15 protein-coding genes and 2 pseudogenes are annotated in these 17,139 nt (G+C 55.9%); 10 read left to right on the top strand and 7 right to left on the bottom strand.

Annotated features, from left to right (window positions below; all coding sequences use genetic code 11):
* Nucleotide 1 precedes the first annotated feature (1 nt).
* Nucleotides 2–1,180 (bottom strand): acetyl-CoA acetyltransferase, encoded by a 1,179-nt coding sequence (locus tag AO353_RS05785; protein WP_054594092.1) that lies wholly within the window; start codon nt 1,178–1,180, stop codon nt 2–4.
* 150 nt (nt 1,181–1,330) lie between these two features.
* Between AO353_RS05785 and AO353_RS05790 the strand changes: the two genes are divergently transcribed.
* From AO353_RS05790 to AO353_RS31480, 3 genes and pseudogenes are all read left to right on the top strand, one after another.
* Nucleotides 1,331–1,903 (top strand): LuxR C-terminal-related transcriptional regulator, encoded by a 573-nt coding sequence (locus AO353_RS05790; RefSeq protein ID WP_054594093.1) that lies wholly within the window; start codon nt 1,331–1,333, stop codon nt 1,901–1,903.
* Between the two features lie 100 nt (nt 1,904–2,003).
* On the top strand, nt 2,004–2,474 hold the full coding sequence (locus AO353_RS05795; RefSeq protein ID WP_054594094.1) for a GNAT family N-acetyltransferase: 471 nt from the start codon (nt 2,004–2,006) through the stop codon (nt 2,472–2,474).
* A 6-nt stretch (nt 2,475–2,480) separates the two neighbouring features.
* Nucleotides 2,481–2,765, top strand: a pseudogene (locus tag AO353_RS31480) (30S ribosomal protein S5 alanine N-acetyltransferase); the annotation flags it as partial.
* Nucleotides 2,766–2,977: 212 nt separating this feature from the next.
* Here the strand turns inward: AO353_RS31480 and AO353_RS05800 are convergent.
* The 3 genes from AO353_RS05800 to AO353_RS05810 all read right to left on the bottom strand — a co-directional run bounded on the left by AO353_RS05800 (nt 2,978) and on the right by AO353_RS05810 (nt 5,709).
* The gene (locus AO353_RS05800) at nt 2,978–3,214 is read right to left on the bottom strand and encodes a hypothetical protein (RefSeq protein ID WP_054594095.1); all 237 of its coding nucleotides are present in this window, start codon (nt 3,212–3,214) and stop codon (nt 2,978–2,980) included.
* A gap of 2 nt (nt 3,215–3,216) precedes the next feature.
* Nucleotides 3,217–4,836: an anti-phage dCTP deaminase gene (locus AO353_RS05805; protein ID WP_054598183.1), complete on the bottom strand. Its 1,620-nt coding sequence runs from the start codon at nt 4,834–4,836 to the stop codon at nt 3,217–3,219.
* A 435-nt stretch (nt 4,837–5,271) separates the two neighbouring features.
* Nucleotides 5,272–5,709 (bottom strand): YciI family protein, encoded by a 438-nt coding sequence (locus AO353_RS05810; protein ID WP_054594096.1) that lies wholly within the window; start codon nt 5,707–5,709, stop codon nt 5,272–5,274.
* Nucleotides 5,710–5,957: 248 nt separating this feature from the next.
* Between AO353_RS05810 and AO353_RS05815 the strand changes: the two genes are divergently transcribed.
* Both AO353_RS05815 and AO353_RS05820 read left to right on the top strand, forming a co-directional pair.
* Nucleotides 5,958–6,251, top strand: a complete 294-nt coding sequence (locus tag AO353_RS05815) for a DUF6124 family protein (protein WP_054594097.1) — start codon at nt 5,958–5,960, stop codon at nt 6,249–6,251.
* Between the two features lie 35 nt (nt 6,252–6,286).
* Nucleotides 6,287–6,544: a hypothetical protein gene (locus tag AO353_RS05820; protein WP_054594098.1), complete on the top strand. Its 258-nt coding sequence runs from the start codon at nt 6,287–6,289 to the stop codon at nt 6,542–6,544.
* An 83-nt stretch (nt 6,545–6,627) separates the two neighbouring features.
* Here the strand turns inward: AO353_RS05820 and AO353_RS05825 are convergent, their stop codons facing one another.
* Nucleotides 6,628–7,524 carry a nucleotidyl transferase AbiEii/AbiGii toxin family protein gene (locus AO353_RS05825; protein WP_054594099.1) on the bottom strand — a complete coding sequence of 299 codons (897 nt, stop codon included), beginning with the start codon at nt 7,522–7,524 and terminating at the stop codon, nt 6,628–6,630.
* Complete coding sequence (gene abiEi, locus AO353_RS05830; RefSeq protein ID WP_054594100.1) at nt 7,511–8,080, bottom strand: type IV toxin-antitoxin system AbiEi family antitoxin; 570 nt, start codon at nt 8,078–8,080, stop codon at nt 7,511–7,513. Before abiEi ends, AO353_RS05825 begins: the two co-directional genes overlap by 14 nt.
* Nucleotides 8,081–8,376: 296 nt before the next feature.
* Here abiEi and AO353_RS05835 point away from each other — a divergent pair, with 296 nt between their 5' ends.
* Together AO353_RS05835 and AO353_RS05840 are read left to right on the top strand one after the other, a co-directional pair.
* Nucleotides 8,377–9,786, top strand: a complete 1,410-nt coding sequence (locus tag AO353_RS05835; RefSeq protein WP_054594101.1) for a DUF2252 domain-containing protein — start codon at nt 8,377–8,379, stop codon at nt 9,784–9,786.
* Between the two features lie 167 nt (nt 9,787–9,953).
* Entirely contained in the window at nt 9,954–11,408 is a 1,455-nt protein-coding gene (locus AO353_RS05840; protein WP_054594102.1) for an ArnT family glycosyltransferase, read from the top strand.
* A gap of 87 nt (nt 11,409–11,495) precedes the next feature.
* Here the strand turns inward: AO353_RS05840 and AO353_RS05845 are convergent, their stop codons facing one another.
* The gene (locus tag AO353_RS05845; RefSeq protein WP_054598184.1) at nt 11,496–12,170 is read right to left on the bottom strand and encodes a phosphoglycerate kinase; all 675 of its coding nucleotides are present in this window, start codon (nt 12,168–12,170) and stop codon (nt 11,496–11,498) included.
* A gap of 392 nt (nt 12,171–12,562) precedes the next feature.
* Here AO353_RS05845 and AO353_RS32050 point away from each other — a divergent pair.
* From AO353_RS32050 to AO353_RS05855, 3 genes and pseudogenes are all read left to right on the top strand, one after another.
* Nucleotides 12,563–13,441: pseudogene (locus tag AO353_RS32050) on the top strand (methyl-accepting chemotaxis protein); the annotation flags it as partial.
* 201 nt (nt 13,442–13,642) lie between these two features.
* Nucleotides 13,643–14,347, top strand: coding sequence for a methyl-accepting chemotaxis protein (locus tag AO353_RS32055; protein WP_371917678.1), 705 nt, complete (start codon nt 13,643–13,645; stop codon nt 14,345–14,347).
* 223 nt (nt 14,348–14,570) lie between these two features.
* Complete coding sequence (locus AO353_RS05855) at nt 14,571–17,132, top strand: Tc toxin subunit A (protein WP_054594104.1); 2,562 nt, start codon at nt 14,571–14,573, stop codon at nt 17,130–17,132.
* The last annotated feature ends 7 nt before the right edge of the window (nt 17,133–17,139 follow it).

The following is a 17,139-nucleotide window of genomic DNA, read 5'->3' on the forward strand; positions in this document are numbered from 1 at the left end:
TTCAAGCCCTGCGTGCCTGAAGCACCGAAGCATAGTTGGCGACCGCCATGCCGCCCATGTTGAACAACAGACCGAACTCGGGATTCGGCACAGCCAGACCGATCGGCTCGCCGGTCAACTGCCGAAAGGCCATTGCGTGCATCGACACTCCCGTGGCGCCCACCGGATGCCCCTTGGCCTTGAGCCCGCCCGACAGGTTCACCGGCAGACGTCCACCCGCCCGCACGATACCGTCATCCAGCGCCCGATGGCCCTCGCCTTTGGGCGTCAGGCCCATGGCTTCGTAGATCAGCAATTCGGCGATGGTGAAGCAGTCATGGACCTCGGCAAAGCTCAGGTCGGCCAAGGTGATATTGGCCCCGCGCAGAGCCGAATGGATCGCGCGCTGCGGGCCTTCAAACGCGAGAATGTCGCGCTGGGCAATCGGCAGGAAATCGTTGACCTGCGTCGCCGATCGAATCAGTACGTCACGACGAAACCGCCAGGCGCGCTTGGACGAGGCCAGCACAATGGCCGCAGCCCCGTCGCTGATCAGCGAGCAATCGGTCAGGCGCAACGACTCCGCCACATATGGATTGCTCTTGGACACATTGTTGCAGTGTTCGAAATCCATCACCCGGTGCATCTGCGCCAAGGGGTTGGCCATGGCATTGGAGTGGTTCTTGGTGGCGATCGCGGCCATCGATGCCATCGGGCACTGGTAGCGGTCCCGGTACTGTTGCGCGGCCAGGCCGAACAACTGCGGAAAACTGAGCCCGGCCTCTTCGACATCGTTTTGATAACCGGCTCCGGCCAAGGCCTTGGTGACATCGGCCGTGGAGTTGGAGGTCATCTTCTCGGCGCCCACGACCAACACCAGTTCAGCTGAGCCTGAGCGGATCGCGTTGATCCCCGCATGAATCGCCGCCGAACCCGAGGCGCAGGCGTTTTCGCAACGAGTCGCGGGCTTGAAGCGCAAGCCTGGGTCGGCTTGCAGCATCAACGAGGCGGGAAAACCATCCGCAACCATGCCCGAGTTGAAATGCCCGAGGAACATCGCGTCGATGGCTGATGCGTCGATGGCGGCGTCTTCCAGGGCTTCGCGGGTGACCTGAACGATCAGGTCTTCCAATGTGGAACTGTCCAGACGGCCAAATCGAGAGTGCGCGGCAGCGACGATGGATACGGAATCATGGGGCATGGTGATTTTCTTCTGTGCTTGGATCAGGCATTCCCTACAATGACCTACCGCCCGGATCGCTCGCTAGTTCGTACAACTACGTACATGAATAAGTAAGCGCTCTGATACAAAGCGTCGTCAGTACCGGATTTAATCGAGGCAGGATGCCCAATGACCGTCTTCGCACATCAACTGAAAGACCTTGAGCGCCTGGCATTCAAGGTGTCGCCCGCCCCGCAACTCATCACCGGCAACCGCGTGATGCTCGACTGCAACGAGGCATTTCTGGAACTGTTCGGCTACCAGCGCGAAGAGCTTCTGGGTCATCTGACCCTGCTGATCTATCCCTCCCAGGCGGACTACAAAGCCATCGGCAATCGCAGCCAGACCTGGTTGCGCAACAGCCAGAGCGGCTCCTATTCCGACGAACGCTTCATGCAACACAAAAGCGGCGAAGTGTTCTGGGCCAGGTCGCACGGTTATAGCTTGACCCCCGACGATCCGTTCAAACTGATGGTCTGGCACTTCGAACGCATGGACCGGCCGCACCACGCCACGGTCAATCTCACACCCCGCGAACGCGAAATCTCGATGCACATCGTCAATGGCCTGACCTGCAAGGAAGTGGCCAAAAAACTGGCAATTTCCCACAGAACCGTGGAAGTCCACCGCGCCCGCCTGATGAAAAAACTGCAGGCCAAGAACAGTGCTGAGCTGGTGTCGAAGATTATTTTTGTGAGTTGATGGGCAGGTCTTCGCCTGTTCCACCACCTGATCGGGGTCTGTTTCCGATTTCCTGCATCCAGCTAGAATCAGCTCTTTGGAGCAATGTTCGGAGCCTTACATGGAATGGCGAGAAGTGGATGCACGTGATATCGATCTGATTTGCCGGCATCGGGAGAAAATGTTTAGAGAAGCGGGAAGTGATAACGACACGCTTCGACGCATGGCCGAACCCTTCCGGGCGTGGTTGTTACCGCGCTTGATTGATGGGTCGTACTTTGGATTTGTGTTGCTCGATGGGGGCGTGCCGATAGCGGGTATTGGCCTGATGTCTATCGATTGGCCGCCTCACCCGCTGCATCCAACCCAGGACAAACGCGGGTATGTGCTCAACGTGTACACGGAAAAAGACTACCGCCGTCGTGGTTTGGCTCGACAGATGATGGCGCTAGCAGAAAGCGCATTCCAGAAACGAAATATCGGCTACGCGATATTGCACGCAACAACGACAGGCAGACCTCTCTATAGGGACCTGGGCTGGACACAGACCAGCGAAATGGCCAAGTCGATTGATGAGGCGGTTCCGTTGTAGGCATTAGGCATCATTCGCGGCGCTTTCCAAGCTTGCTTCCTCGGCTACGTACCCTCGCCGAATCCCATCAGGGGCAAGGTCTGATGCATGAGGTGCTTGAGACTGGCATTGACTATAGATCATGGCAAATCACATGCCTAAGAATGCATGCAGCGCTAGAGTGCTGGAGAGGTTGGGGTCGAGCGTGAGAGGTTTGCTAAAGCGTATCTGAACATCACCAAGCGTTGGCAGGCTCATGTGTTGACGGTGTTGGTGAAGTGGGTGCTAGTGAGGGTATGGTGGGTTAGCTGAGAGGGATGCGCCGAAAATAAATCCCCTCTTCCCTGACAGGGAAGATACGCAGGTTCAGTACAAGTTGGTTGCGAGTGGAGTGGGCCATATCCTTTGTGGAGGAACTGAAACAAACCGTTTACCTAGACCTGGACGTTGAGCCCCAAGCCAGACAACCTTGATATTTCCCCCCGGCTCTCTGACTCCCTTCCTAATCAATCCAGATATCGCGTTTAGCTGAAAAATCGAGCTCGATTCAAGATCCTCGCAATCAGAGCTTGATCACTCGTAGCCCTTTTATTCTGTTGCATCCCTACGCTCTGCGGGAACGCAAGTATTTTGCCCGAAGCTACAGACAGGTTAGGTTCAGAAGCCGCAGCGAGATGAATTGCACTTTTCAGGTCGCTTGCGCCCGAGGGCTGCTCATCGCGAGCTTCAAAAGGAAAAGAAAGCTGGTCATCATTTTTCACAGCTATTCTCCTTGCTTGCCATTGGTCGAAAAAATCGGGACAGCCCCGTCGTTCAAGCCGCGGGAGTCTAATGCATTCACAGCTAATGCCTCAAGGGTCGGAATGGCTTCCAAGGTTATAGCTGTGACAGGCGAAGCTTGCCTGACCTGCATCTGCCCTTGTGAGTTTTTCCGACCGCCGGGGTGGGCCGAAAAGAATTTCAAAAATCTTGAGGGTGCCACTCCATCGAAGGGCATCAGTCTCACCTTGTCTATGTCTCCCTCGCGTTCCGTAATTGAGTCGGCATGAAGTTTGGTTGCAAGGCTTTTCCTATAGGGTTCAAGAAAGTAAACCTCGCGCACGCCTGCTGCGACTAAGTGCCTAGCACATGAGTGGCAGGGATACGTAGTAACAAAAAGTTTGCCTCCGCGAATTTTGCCCCCATTTGACTCGCCCGCACTTAGTAATGCATGCATCTCAGCATGAACTGCACGCGAAAACTCGATCAAGCTTTTTAGTTGGGAATCGTGCCTAACAAGATTAAACACTCTTTCTCGCAACTCAGGATCAATCAACTCTTTCGCCAATAGCTTATCCACCAATGCGTTGGCTATTAAAGTTTTCTCCTCGTCATTGAAGCACTTTCCACCATCCATATTCCAACAACGCCTATCTTTGTCAGGTGAAGAATTCTGATCCGCAGTACCATACAAGCCACCAAATGCTCGAGGCACATCATTCCAGCCAGTAGATATAACCTCACCATCCCCACTTGTAATAGCAGCACCGACTTGGCGAGATAAACAGGCGGAATTTCTCGCAGCAGAAAATGCGGCGTACATAGCGCGTTCATTAACCGTTGGAGTTACTATTTTTGCGCCCAGTAGCAAATCAAGAAAACGGCGAACACGCGCTTGTCGATGAGTATCGGTTGTAGAGTCCACTCTCAAAAAGAAATCCGACTGGGGAAACGTGTCTTCCACTCGCTGACCATGCGAAACCTCTTCGCCAGAATCTCTATCGATAAGCTTGTGAATTTCGTCACCAGGACCTTTTCTTCGCTCTAATCGCTCTATTCGAAGTTCGATGGGAGAGTAGACACCGACTACCTGTAGCATATCTCCATAAACAGAGCGCAAAAGACGCAACTCATCTACATGTTTTATGGAGTCAATTACATGACAGCATCGTCTGGTAGCTCTGGGTAACAATATATCCGCATCGGGCACATCACTATCAAAAAGACCTTTTTGATACACCTCGTTAGCAATCTGTACTCTCTCGCGTGATAAAGTTATTTTCTTTATTGCTAAACGAGCAAGAACTGCGTTGCCATATCGTTCTCTAAGGGAGTTTCCAGCCTCAATAAGATTAACTATAGACTTCTCTTCTCGGAGATTAGACCTCTCTCGAATCTCATCACTCAGCGTGAGAATCACAACCTCATCATAACCGTAGTCCGTACCCTCTAAAAGTTCCTTAAAGGTCTTGGCAACTTCATGCAAAGGTGTCCCCATAGGACCACAAAGTGCAATTACAATCTCCGCAGTCAGCGACCTATCAATCGCGGCCTGATCGTCGAACTCCCCGCTCCGGGCCCGAGCACCTGGGGCTGGAAAAGATGCAACTTTTGGATTGGCCATAAGCAGCTCCATTATTTTTCATGAAGGTATAGCACATTGATGCCGCAGCTGAGGATGAGGGACACCTACATGCGAACAACTGTAATAAGGTAGCTTGCTGTTAAAGCTTTGGAGGTGGGGCCCGAAGCTTTCTAGCCCCCCTCACTTCGCCCCCAAAAAGCACGCAAAAAAACCAGAACTGCTGGGTAGGCTTAACCATTCACCGCACCCGGCACTGAGCTGTTGGAGAAACTTTGGGCCATCTCTTTCCTCACCGTCAACCGACACCATTTGTAGGAATTGGCCCTCGATGATCGTAGCTCGATTAATGGAGGGCCAATTGCAGAATGCGGTACTTGCCACATCCCTGATTCGCTAGCTACGTTACGGAAGAGAGGGAGTTGATTTGTTTTTGAGAACCCGACTCAAATCAAAATAAATCAGCCCCTTTCCGCTTTAACACTTCTTCGCCTGATCTTTCGCCTGCGCCCACACACGCTCTTCCTGCTCGCGCAGCTCCGGTGTGAACTCGGCGCCGAAATCTTCCGCCTCGAACACCTGGCGAATTTCTATTTCGGCCTCTGTGCCCGGCATCGGGTTTGGGCAGCGTTTGACCCAGTCGATGGCTTCCTGCTTCGACTTCACCTGCCACAGCCAATAGCCGGCGATCAGCTCCTTGGTTTCGGCGAACGGGCCGTCGATCACCGTGCGTTTCTCGCCAGAGAAGCGCACGCGGGAGCCTTTGCTGCTGGGGTGCAGGCCTTCGCCGCCGAGGAGGATGCCAGCCTTGACCAGCTCTTCGTTGTAGTTGCCCATCGCGGTCAACAATTCCTGGGTAGGCATCACGCCGGCTTCGGAATCCTTGCTGGCTTTTATAATGATCATGAATCGCATCGTCGTCTCTCCGTTGGATGTGAACTACTCACTACCTTGTCGAACGGTAGCGTCCCAAATCGACAGCCCTTCATTTTTTATTGCCACGTCGCCAAAGAGTCCTAGGAAATTTCCCGCGAACTGCGGCGTCGTTGATGAACTGGAAAGCCTCTCGCCGTGAAGATACCTTTGAATCGTCGCTGCAAATGAGCGACCGGTTGTGACAGGCCGTAAAAGTGTAGGCCTCTCGAGACTACCGGAGTTCCACCATGAAAAAGATCCCCCTCAATCTCCCCGAGAAAACCACGACTCCTGTAAGCAATCTCTTCACCCTCCTCCCCGACATCGACACCGAAACCCTGCTGATCCACACCAGCGAAACCCTCGCCTCGCTCAACGTCATGACCAGCGACCTGGCCTTCCAGCTCGAAGACTCGCGTCGTAACGTGGCGTTGGCGATTCAGCAGTTGATCGTGCTGGGCGAACTGCTGGTGAACCGGGCGCTGGAGCACTTCGACACACCGGATGCAGCGCACGAACCTCAACCCGCCGCTCACCACTGAGTCGTCACGTTATGCTCATGAATGGAGGTTCTGCCATGGCTCGATACATGCCCAGCACCGGCATCGACTGCACCGTCGCATCCCTGTTGATCGACACCGAGACACCACTCGACGTGCTGCATGAAACAGCCGCCTACCGCATCCGCACCACGACCCAGTTGCTGGAGATCGTCGCCACCGGCGAGGGAATTCACAGTGAACTGGCGCGCGCGTTGGTGGTTTCACTGCGCGATGGTTGTGATTTGCTGGACGTTGTTGGGCGACGATTGCAGGCGCAGGTTTTGTTGTCGTAAAAGTAAATGGGCGGCCTCATCAAGGTCGCCCATTTCAGTTGGAGCAGTAGAATGCTGCCGGTTAGCACGCCTCAGACCCGCCATCACATCTTGAAACCCTGCGCACCATCACTTCCATTCAACACGCGTTCAGTCGTCACATACAACTCACGTATATGCCCCACCAAAAACGTCCAGAACGCCGGTTCATTAACGGTTTTCATCACCAATTCACCCGGCAGGAACCGGCTCATTTCCTTGCGAAACTCGGCGACGAGTTTCGGATCAACATCCAGCGCCGCTGAACGCTCCTTGAACAATCTCAAGAACTCGTCCTGCTCGCAATGATGATCAGCGAGTTTTTTTGCAACCAGATCCAGCTGCGGCGTTACGCCTTGCTGACGCAACCAGACCATGTCCCACAGATCGCGGTTCTTGATTCGATTGGGGCGCAGGGCAAACGCAACGATCATGTCGGCATAGATTTCTTCACGTGTTTCAGCCTGTAAGATCAGACCGCTGGTGCCCATGTCGACCCCATACGGATTGAGCAGCAGCATCGGTTGTGGCTGGTAACTCGGGATGGCGCAAACGTCGATGTTGATGCGCTGGGCAGGCAAATCCTTGCGTCCGGGTCGGGTCTGGACTTTCAGTTTCCAGGTGTCGACATTACCTTCCTCGCGAACCGGTTCACCGACTTCGACTTCAAGACCATATTTGGCCTTCAGGGTATCAACCAGTACCTGAGCAAGTTGGGTCAGGCTTTCACGATTGAAGTCAGCCCCACCGGTGAAGTCGAGATCTTCGCTCAAACGATTCGAGCCATAGCAGGCGCGCAGGCAAGTACCGCCGATAAAGGTCAGTTTTACGAGCATGCCAGCGGAGCTCAGCGCCAGCATGATGTCGTGGTGCAGCAGTTCCTTTTCTACAACAACTCGCAACGGTGCAAGATTTTGCTGGTTTTTAAGCGCTTCATCGACCAGCTCATCAAACAAACTCATTGGCGGCACTCCAATCGATCAGGTCCATGTTCCGTTTCGCAACTTTCATGTCACGTAATGCCTGTTGCGGTGTTGCTCGCCATAGCCGGCATCGCGCATCGTAATGAATCTGACCCACCAGATCCTGGGGTTGCTGACGGGTATGTACAAACTCGATGGTGCCCCAGCGTCCACATGAAATAATGCTGCTGCGCCCGGATGACATCAGCGAGATCCAGTTGATGGGGATCTGTGAGATGACCCCGCAATCGCTCAATGCTGTTTCCAGGCTGATGTAGTTGAATTGCGTGGCGCGCAATCTGGCAGCCGCATGAAACAGCACCAGACCACTGATGGGTTTAGCCGCCTCAAACAGGTAAAGCCCTCTGCACACCCGCGCCAGATGGCCTTGCGAGACAGCACGGCTCAACAAGGTTTTATAGGCACCTTTGGAGATATCCGGCACAAGAACCCTGAGGTCGTCCGGAGTAAAAAGATAGCGCTCTTCACTGGCCAGACTGCTCAGTTTTCGGATGAGGCGCCCCATGGGCTGCATCGATGTTGTGTAGGATTGCATGCCGCATGACTCTACGGAAGGTTTCACTTAATGTAACTTACCGTAGAGCCAACCCACAAGCATTGGGCACCGCCTCAAAACAACCGATAAGGTAAATGCATTCGTTTCACGGATGCCCGAGCAATATGAAGGTCTGAAAGAAGGCCCTATGCAGTGCTAAAAGGCTGTTCATCGATACCAAGCCAACCGCTGGCTTTCAGGAGGATTCCTGCTAGCTTTCAAGCGAGTCCTACACTTCGCCCAGCGGCGCCTTTCCTGTCTGCGCCAGTCTTTCAGCCCATCTCGAAAGGGACCTCATGACCACCCTCAAAGACCGTCTGAAGCAGGGCAAGGATGCGCGCAAGCAGTGCTCGCGCAATGCTCAGGCGCTGCTCGGCAAGACTGATCGCGACCCACTCCCCTTGATCAAGGCCTCCAGTGCAGGGCGAATCCGTTCGCTGAACGAGTTGCGCTTCGGGCGCATGCTGGTTTCGCCTTTCGCCTTCTATCGTGGCAACGCTCTGCTCCATGCCCACGACCTGTCCGGGACGCCGGACATGGGCCTGCATTCAACCATTTGCGGCGACTGTCACCTGATGAACTTCGGTGGTTTTGGCACGCCGGAACGCAACCTGCTGTTCAGCGTCAACGACTTCGATGAAGCTCACCCAGGTCCATGGGAGTGGGACCTGAAACGGCTGGTGACAAGCTTCCTGGTCGCCATTCGCGACCTGCGCCACGTTGCGTCAGTGGAGGAAGACATCTGTCGCCGCGTGGTCTCAGCCTATCAAGAGAGCATGGCCGAATGCGCCGAACAGAGTGCCCTGGAAATCTGGTACGACGCCCTCGGTTACAACGAATTGCTCAAACAGGAACCCTCCACCAGCACGCTCGAGCATGTGAAAAACGCCATTAACAAAGCCGAGCATCGCACCCACGCGGAACTGCTGCCCAAGATATGTGAGCGCGATAAACACGGCCGCTTGCTGATCCGTGATGATCTGCCACATATCTTCCATCTGCACAAAGACTCCACGCTACTGGACGCCAATGATGACTGGATGCGCGTGGACGATTGGCGACCACCGTACGACAGCCTCATGCACGATTACCGAGCCACGCTGATGGGCGATCGTCGTGATTTGCTGGCGCGCTTCCAGGTCCAGGACCTGGCGTTCAAAGTCGTTGGGGTGGGCAGCGTCGGGACACGCTGCCTGGTTGCTCTGCTGACCGACGACCAGGAGCGACCGCTGTTTTTGCAGCTCAAGGAAGCACGCCGTTCGGTGATTGCCGATTACGTCAAAGCCAAATCGCGGATACGCCATGACGGCCAGCGCGTGGTTGAAGGCCAGCGCCTGATGCAGTCGGCCAGCGATCTGTTTCTCGGTTGGACCACCAGCCCCAACGGCCAGCACTTCTATGTGCGCCAGCTACGGGACATGAAAATATCGGCGGAGCTGGAAACCTTCGATGCCGAAACGTTTTCCGCGTATGGCCACATCTGTGGCAAAGCCCTGGCTCGAGCCCATGCCAAAGCCAGCGGACAAGCTGCACAAATCAGCGGTTACATTGGCAAGAGCGAGGTTATGGCCAATGCCCTGTTCAAGTACGCCAAGGCCTATTCCGACCAGAACGAGCGCGACTTCGAACGCTTTCAACGAGCCTGCCGCAAAGGCAAACTACAGGCCCGTTCGGAAACTGATTTTGCCGCTGATCATCTGCCTTAGGTGCGCACCTCAATCAATGCAAAGAGTGACCGACCCGGTTCTACTGAGCTATAAACCGGCCGGCCTTGCCCATGATGTTTCCAATTCACATTTTGTTAAGAAGTGGCCTCGTATACTTACGAGTCCTGTTTTACTCTCGGCCCTCATCCTTCGGTAGCCTGATGCCTATGTCACGCCCTGCCCCACTCCTGTTGCTACTTACCTGCCTGCTGTTCTTCTTCGCCCTTGGCAATCACCAGTTACAAGGTTCCACCGAACCCCGCGTTGCCGGGATTGCGATGGAAATGCACCTGGATAACGACTGGGTGACTCCGCGCCTGTTCGGTCAGCCCTTTCTGGAAAAACCACCGCTGAGCCTTTGGCTCGATGCCGGAGCGATCCGTGCGTTTGGTGGCACGCCATTGGCCGTGCGCCTGGCCTCGGCCTTCGCCGGGTTGTTCAGCGTGATGCTGCTGTACACCATGCTGCGCCGATTTGGCCGTCCAACGACCATCGCCTGGGTTGCCGGGATCATGCTGGCGACCATGGCCAGTTACTGGGGCAACGTTCGCGGTGTTGGCGAAGATGCACTGCTGAGCCTGGGCGTAACCCTGGCGCTGCTGTCGTTCTATCAGGCTCATCGTCAACATGCCGAACAGCGCGCAGCCTTGGGTAGCTGGCTGCTCTTCGCTGTCGGCATCGCCATCGCCACGTTGAGCAAAGGTGTGCTGGGTCTGGCAATGCCGGGGGTGGTGATCTTCGCCTACCTGCTGGCCGAAAGCCTGATCGACAAACGCTTCAGCCTGCCGCGCTGGATGGGGCCGGCACTGGCGACCCTGCTCGGGCTGATCCCTTTGGTGATCTGGCTGTTCATGCTCTATCAGCGCGGTGGCTCGCAGGCACTGGCCGAAGTGCTCCTGACCAACAGCGTCGGGCGCTTCAACGGCTCGTTCGTTGAAGCCGGCCACTACGAGCCGTTCTATTACTACCTGGCCAAACTGCCGGAAGCCTTCCTGCCGTGGAACATCCTGGTGTACCTGGGATTGTGGCATTTCCGTAAGAGCCTGGTGAACAATCGCTACCTGCTGTTTTTTACGCTGTGGCTGCTCGCCCAGTTCTTCATGCTGACCCTCGCGTCGAGCAAGCGCACGGTGTACCTGATGTCGCTGACGCCGGCCGCCGCCGTACTGGCCGCAGAATATGCGACAGTGCTATACGAGCGCTTGCGCAAGCACACCGAAGCATCAACTTTGCTCGGCAAAATCGCCCGCAATCGTCGCGGTATCGCAATCGGCATCATCAGCGTGCTGTTCGTCAGTTATCTGGCCGCGGCCCAATGGATCGTCCCGCGTGCTGACCGCAAACTGTCGTTCCTGCCATTGACCGAGCAGATTCAGACCATGCAGGCCAACGGACAAGAAGTTGCGCTGTATCAGGCGAACGAACGGACTGCTGGGGCAACGGTGTTCTACACCCACACCCTGCTCAAGGACTTGCAGACCGAAGCCGAGCTGACGGCATTTCTCGCCGCCTCTCCCACGCATGTGGCGCTGATTGCCGCCGAGACTGAGCCCAAGGCCCCGTTGAAGGTACTGAAGAAAATGCTGGTGGGGCGTCAGGATTACTATTTCGTCGCACAGTAAAACGGCCAGCAAAAAAAAACGGCACCTGATACAGGTGCCGTTTTTTATTGCCTGGCAAAAGTAGCCTGGGAGGATCAACCCGCCGGGCTATTTGATATCGACTGATTGCCAGTCAGAGGCTTCGATCAGCCCCAGCAGTTTCGGCTGGGTTTGCGCGGTATCCAGCGTAAAAAACAGCGACGCGCCATACCCAGGGGTCGATGCTGGCAACTTCAGTTCTTTTTCCAGATCCGCCATGCACTCGCTGTGGGTGACCAGCACCAGGTTACGGCCGGCGACCTTGTGCGCCAGCACGTCACGCAGCATCGTGCCTTTGCAGTTGAAGAGCCAATCCTGGGCACTGCCGAGCGTATTGAACATATAGCGCGACGTTTGCGTGGTCCGCGTCAACGGACTGTTGTAGATGTCGGCGTTAGTCAGGCCCAGGTGTGCGAATTGCGAACCTATCCCGACAGCCACCGCACGCGCGCGTTCGGTAATGCCATCGGCACTGTCCAGGCAAGGGGCAGTGGAGTGGTCGCATCGCTCAACGTGACGGATCAGCACAATCGTATCGCCCTTGGCCCAACTGGCCGCCAGGGCCTTGTCCCCGGCAATGTTGCCGTGGGCCAGGTCCGCCGGACCGACTGGGCGCAGCAGCCAGAATGCCAACGCGATAACAAAGAGTGATGCCAGTAGTGCAAGGGCAATGTATTTAGCGCGAGTGAGCCCACCCCGGTTCAGTGAACGCTTGATACCCGCAAAACCCAATCTTGACTCCACCTTCACACTGCCTCGGACACACGAATACCCAATTGTACGGGCAACATTAAAAGTCGATGCGTAAGTACCCAGTGAAATGAATGTGAAAAAATGCTCAACCGACAAGCATGCCCCGTATTTTCTTGTTACGAAAAACGTTTCAGCTATCGCGCCTGCCGCCGATACGCCCTCTACGAATACATTCTGCTGGCCTCCAAAAACAATAATCTTCCAGCCAACTGACGATAAGCAGCACAACGTTCCTGGAGGAATTTTTGATGAATAGCTGGTTCGCCAACATCAGCGTCAACCTGAAGCTGAGCCTGGGTTTCGGCCTGGTGCTGGCCCTTACGTGCATTCTCGCCCTGACCGGCTGGACCAGCCTGGGTGGATTGATCGACCGCAGCAACTGGATGAGCGATATCACTCAGCTCAATGCGGGCCTGACCAAACTGCGGGTTACCCGTTTGCAGTACATGCTGGCCGCCGGCGACGAAACGGTGGCGCAGACCGTGCAAACCGCCCTCGACGGCTTCAAGGCCCAGCAGCAAAAACTGCTGTCGAGCCTCAAGAGCCCGGAAAACCTCAAGCTGCTCAATGAACAGGGCACAGTCATCGATGCCTACCAGCAATCGCTGAACAAAATGCGCAGCGCCTATCGGACCGTGAGCAGTGTGCGTCAGACCATGGGTGAGAATGCCGAAAGCGCCAACACGCTGATCAATGACATCGACACCCGTGTGCGCCAGATGCCCTTGAGCGATCAACGCTTCGAACAACTCCTGGCCATCACCGAAGCCAAGGAACAGTTTCAGCTCGCCCGCTACGAGGTTCGCGGTTACATCGCTGACAGCAATCCGGCCACCGAGCAAAAAGCCTTCGCCCAGATGGACGCGGCCATTGCCAGCCTGAAAACACTCAACACGCATTTCGCCGACAGCCAGCAAGATGCGTTGCGCCAATTGCAAAGCGCCTTGCTCAACTACCGCAACGCATTGCAGGCCTACAAAGCGGCCAACAATGACGCGGTGGTGGCTCGCCAGGAAATGACTGTCCAGGGCAATGACATCGTTACGCGCAGTGACGCGCTGTATCAGATCCAGCTGGATCGCCGTGACGCCGAAAGCACTCAGGCGCGCACCCTGCAACTGATCAGTACAGTGCTGGCATTGCTGGTTGGCGTTCTCGCGGCCGTGATCATCACCCGACAGATCACTCGCCCACTGCGCGAAACCCTGGCGGTGGTCGAACGCATCGCCGGCGGCGACCTGACCCATGATGTCCACGTCACCCGTCGTGACGAACTTGGCGTATTGCAGCAAGGCATCGCACGGATGGGCGTCACCCTGCGCGAACTGATCAGCGGTATCCGCGACGGCGTCACCCAAATCGCCAGCGCTGCGGAAGAGCTGTCGGCGGTGACTGAAGAAACCAGTGCCGGGGTCAACAGCCAGAAGATCGAAACCGATCAGGTTGCCACCGCCATGCACGAAATGACCGCCACCGTGCAGGAAGTCGCGCGCAACGCCGAAGAAGCGTCGCAAGCGGCAGCAGCGGCTGACGGTGAAGCCCGCGAAGGCGATAAAGTGGTCAACGAAGCGATCGCTCAGATCGAACGCCTGGCCAGTGAAGTGGTGCGTTCCACCGAAGCCATGACCGTGTTGCAACAGGAAAGCGACAAGATCGGCAGCGTCATGGACGTGATCAAGGCAGTGGCCGAACAGACCAACCTGCTGGCGCTCAATGCTGCCATTGAAGCGGCACGCGCCGGTGAAGCCGGCCGTGGTTTCGCCGTGGTTGCTGACGAAGTGCGTGGCCTGGCCCAACGCACGCAGAAATCCACCGAAGAAATCGAAGGCCTGGTCGCCGGCCTGCAGAACGGCACCCAGCAAGTCGCCGCGGTGATGAACAACAGCCGCAGCCTCACCGACAGCAGCGTCGAGCTGACCCGCAAGGCCGGTGTATCACTGGAAAACATCACCCGCACGGTGTCGAACATCCAGTCGATGAACCAGCAGATCGCCGCCGCTGCCGAGCAGCAAAGCGCGGTGGCCGAAGAGATCAGCCGCAGCATCATCAACGTGCGCGACGTCTCCGAGCAAACGGCCGCCGCCAGCGATGAAACTGCCGCGTCCAGCGTTGAATTGGCACGGCTGGGTAATCAGTTGCAGATGATGGTCAGCCACTTCCGCGTCTGACCTGCCAACCTTCAATACTCTCGGCCCGTAACGCGCCCATTCAGCCCCTTTCCTGCAACTGGTATGGGGGCTGAATACCGGCGTTCTCTCGACGATAAATCCGAACAACGGATTGCTTTTTCGTACAGCCCAATCCCCAGCCAACCTACCGCGATTCCAGACTGACTCCTGTACGTTTTCTTCTGCCCAAGAACATTCCGTTCGAACAGGAGAATGACAACACATGGACGTAAGCAACGGCTCGCTGTTACACAGGTTGATTGACTCCCCAGGCAACGAAGACGAGACAAAAGCAGACTTCAAGACAGCCATGCAGCGCATGGGCTTTGAGTCGGTGTTCGACATTGTGCGCATGACCAAAGAGGAGTTCACCCTTGAACTCGCCAGGCATACCGACGCAAACGCCGAGCAGGCGTATGGCAACGCGCTGAGCTATGCCCGACAGATCAGCCGTCTGTATCAGGAGCATCAGCTGTCATCCGGCGATGCCAGTCGACGTGTTCGGCGCAGTGTTGGTACCGAGTCGACGTCAGGGCCCGCCACCTATCAAGCATTGTTCAACGAGAATTGGGAGCAGTTTTGCAAGGACGGTGATATCGCTGCAATCGACTCGCCAGTGGCCTATCTGCGAGCGCTGTATCTGTTTGCCGGACAACTGGAAAAATCGTCCACACACCCCGACAAGATCACCCTGGAGAAGAGGCGTCCGGACCTCAAAAACCTGACGCTGGATCACCAGAGTGCCTTCGCAGCAAAGCCGATGCTGAGCATCGTCAATGACACCTTGAGCAGTCATGTCCAGGAACACCTGAAAAAAACCAACAACACGAAGTCCGTTCACGAAGTATTGGCCTGCGAGCGCTACCCGCTCTCTCTGCCCTATGACCTTCATCATCACCAGTGCTTGCTTGGGTTGGGTGCAGATAAACCGGCGCTGGGCGAGTTGAATTATCAGGTCAGTCTGAAACTGCCTTTTTTGCTCGACGAGTCTGAATACGGAAGCATTTCCAAGCCCTCTTCCGAGGCTCAGAGACTGATGTCCGGCCTGAGCCCGGAGCAGCAGAAGATACTGATCGAGCCACTCGACCCCGATATAGAGGTGAAGGCTTACGGTACTAAAGTCTCCGATCCAAGGCTTAGCGTCGAGCGCTTCAAGGAGCTTACCGGGCTGACGATGGAGCAGATTGATCAGTTGCTGGCGCAGGGTAAACACCGTCCGAAAGCCTCAACCAACAGCCCGGGGGCCGGTCGTCATTTTTATGGCTGCGAGTACATCAACACGGCGTCAGCTCGCGACAAGATAATGGTGGTAGCGACGAGCCCCGCGACGTTCAATATCCTCCCCGTAATTTGTTTTGACGTCCTGTTGCGTATGGTCCGGCTGCAGCGCTGGACCGGTATCCCCGCGGCCGAACTGGACACACTGATCGTCAACGCCATGCACTCGGACGGCACGACATCACTGCCCGGCCTGAAATCACTGTGGCTCAATCCAAACACCCTCCGTGTCCTGGGGGTGTATCGATACCTGAATCAGCGTTACGGCATCGCGCCCGAGGAGTTTGCTTCGCTACTGCACGACATGCCGACATCCGCTTGCGGTGATCGTGCTCCGTTGTTCGATCAAGTGTTCAACCGCACTCAATTGCTCCCGAATCCTCTGCTGCAAAACGCGGGACAGGACATTGATATCAAAGCCCCCAAATCGCAACCGAGCCTCAACTATCTCGGCGCGGGGTTGGGGCTGACCGTCACGCAAGACTCGCTGTTACTGCTCGCGGCACAGACCAAAGAACACCTTTCTTCGCTTAAACACGACTTACCCACGGTGTCTTCACTTTACCGCCAGGCCCGCATCGCACAGATGTTTGGCTTGTCGCCTGTCGAATGCACAGAAATGGCGCGAACGCTGGGAGGGGAAGCGTTCTGCGAGCTGTTGGCTAAAGGTAAATTGAGCGACCCCTATAATCATTCAAGCGACATACTTGACGTATTGATGGCCATGGAATGGGCGGTTGACTGGCTCAAGCAAAACAACCGTGATGTGCTGCAATGGTGTCGCTTGTTCAGTTCAACGAAGGACGACTTACCGTTCCCCCCTGAGCTGGAGAGACGGCTGGAGACATTTCGAGCTGACACCACCCCTTCTGCTGACCATCAACAGCGCCTGGTGGAAACGCTGCTGCATGACATTGCCGACTTATCCGCCGAATACGTCCCCAGCGTGATGGCGATGGGCGACACCTCCACTATGGCAGTCGTCACGGAGATCAAAAATTTCTCGCCAGGAAAAATACCCCAATCGTTGGCGAAGGTCCTTCGCGCTGCCGGAGCCTGCAAGGGGCTGCACCTGAACAGCAGCACGCTACAGCAATTGATGAGTAATCCTGCGTGGCTCGCCTCGAACAGCCCAGGAACCCTGACACCTCAAACGCTGTACTTGCTCGAACGCTTCAGTCATTGCGCCCGCCATCAGCCGCAGTCAGAAGAAAACCTTTTGCATTACTTGCGTTTGGCGAATGAGGCCCCGGCGAAAGACTCCAACGGCCTGCTGGCCAACCTCCTGAACTGGAGCATCGAAGAGGTCAGTTGCCTGACCGCGCTATTAGGGCAAAACCGCGCCAGGACAATGGAGGAAGTGGATTGGATCATGCGCTGCCAAACGTGCTGCAAGCGCACAGGACTGTCGGCAAGCCTCCTGCTCAACGCTACGGCCCTGACAGCCGACAGCTCAACATCCGACTGGAAAACCGTGGGTGAAGCCGTGCTCGCTGCCCGTCATTGACCCGTAC

The organism is Pseudomonas fluorescens, assembly GCF_001307155.1.
GTDB lineage: Bacteria > Pseudomonadota > Gammaproteobacteria > Pseudomonadales > Pseudomonadaceae > Aquipseudomonas > Aquipseudomonas helvetica.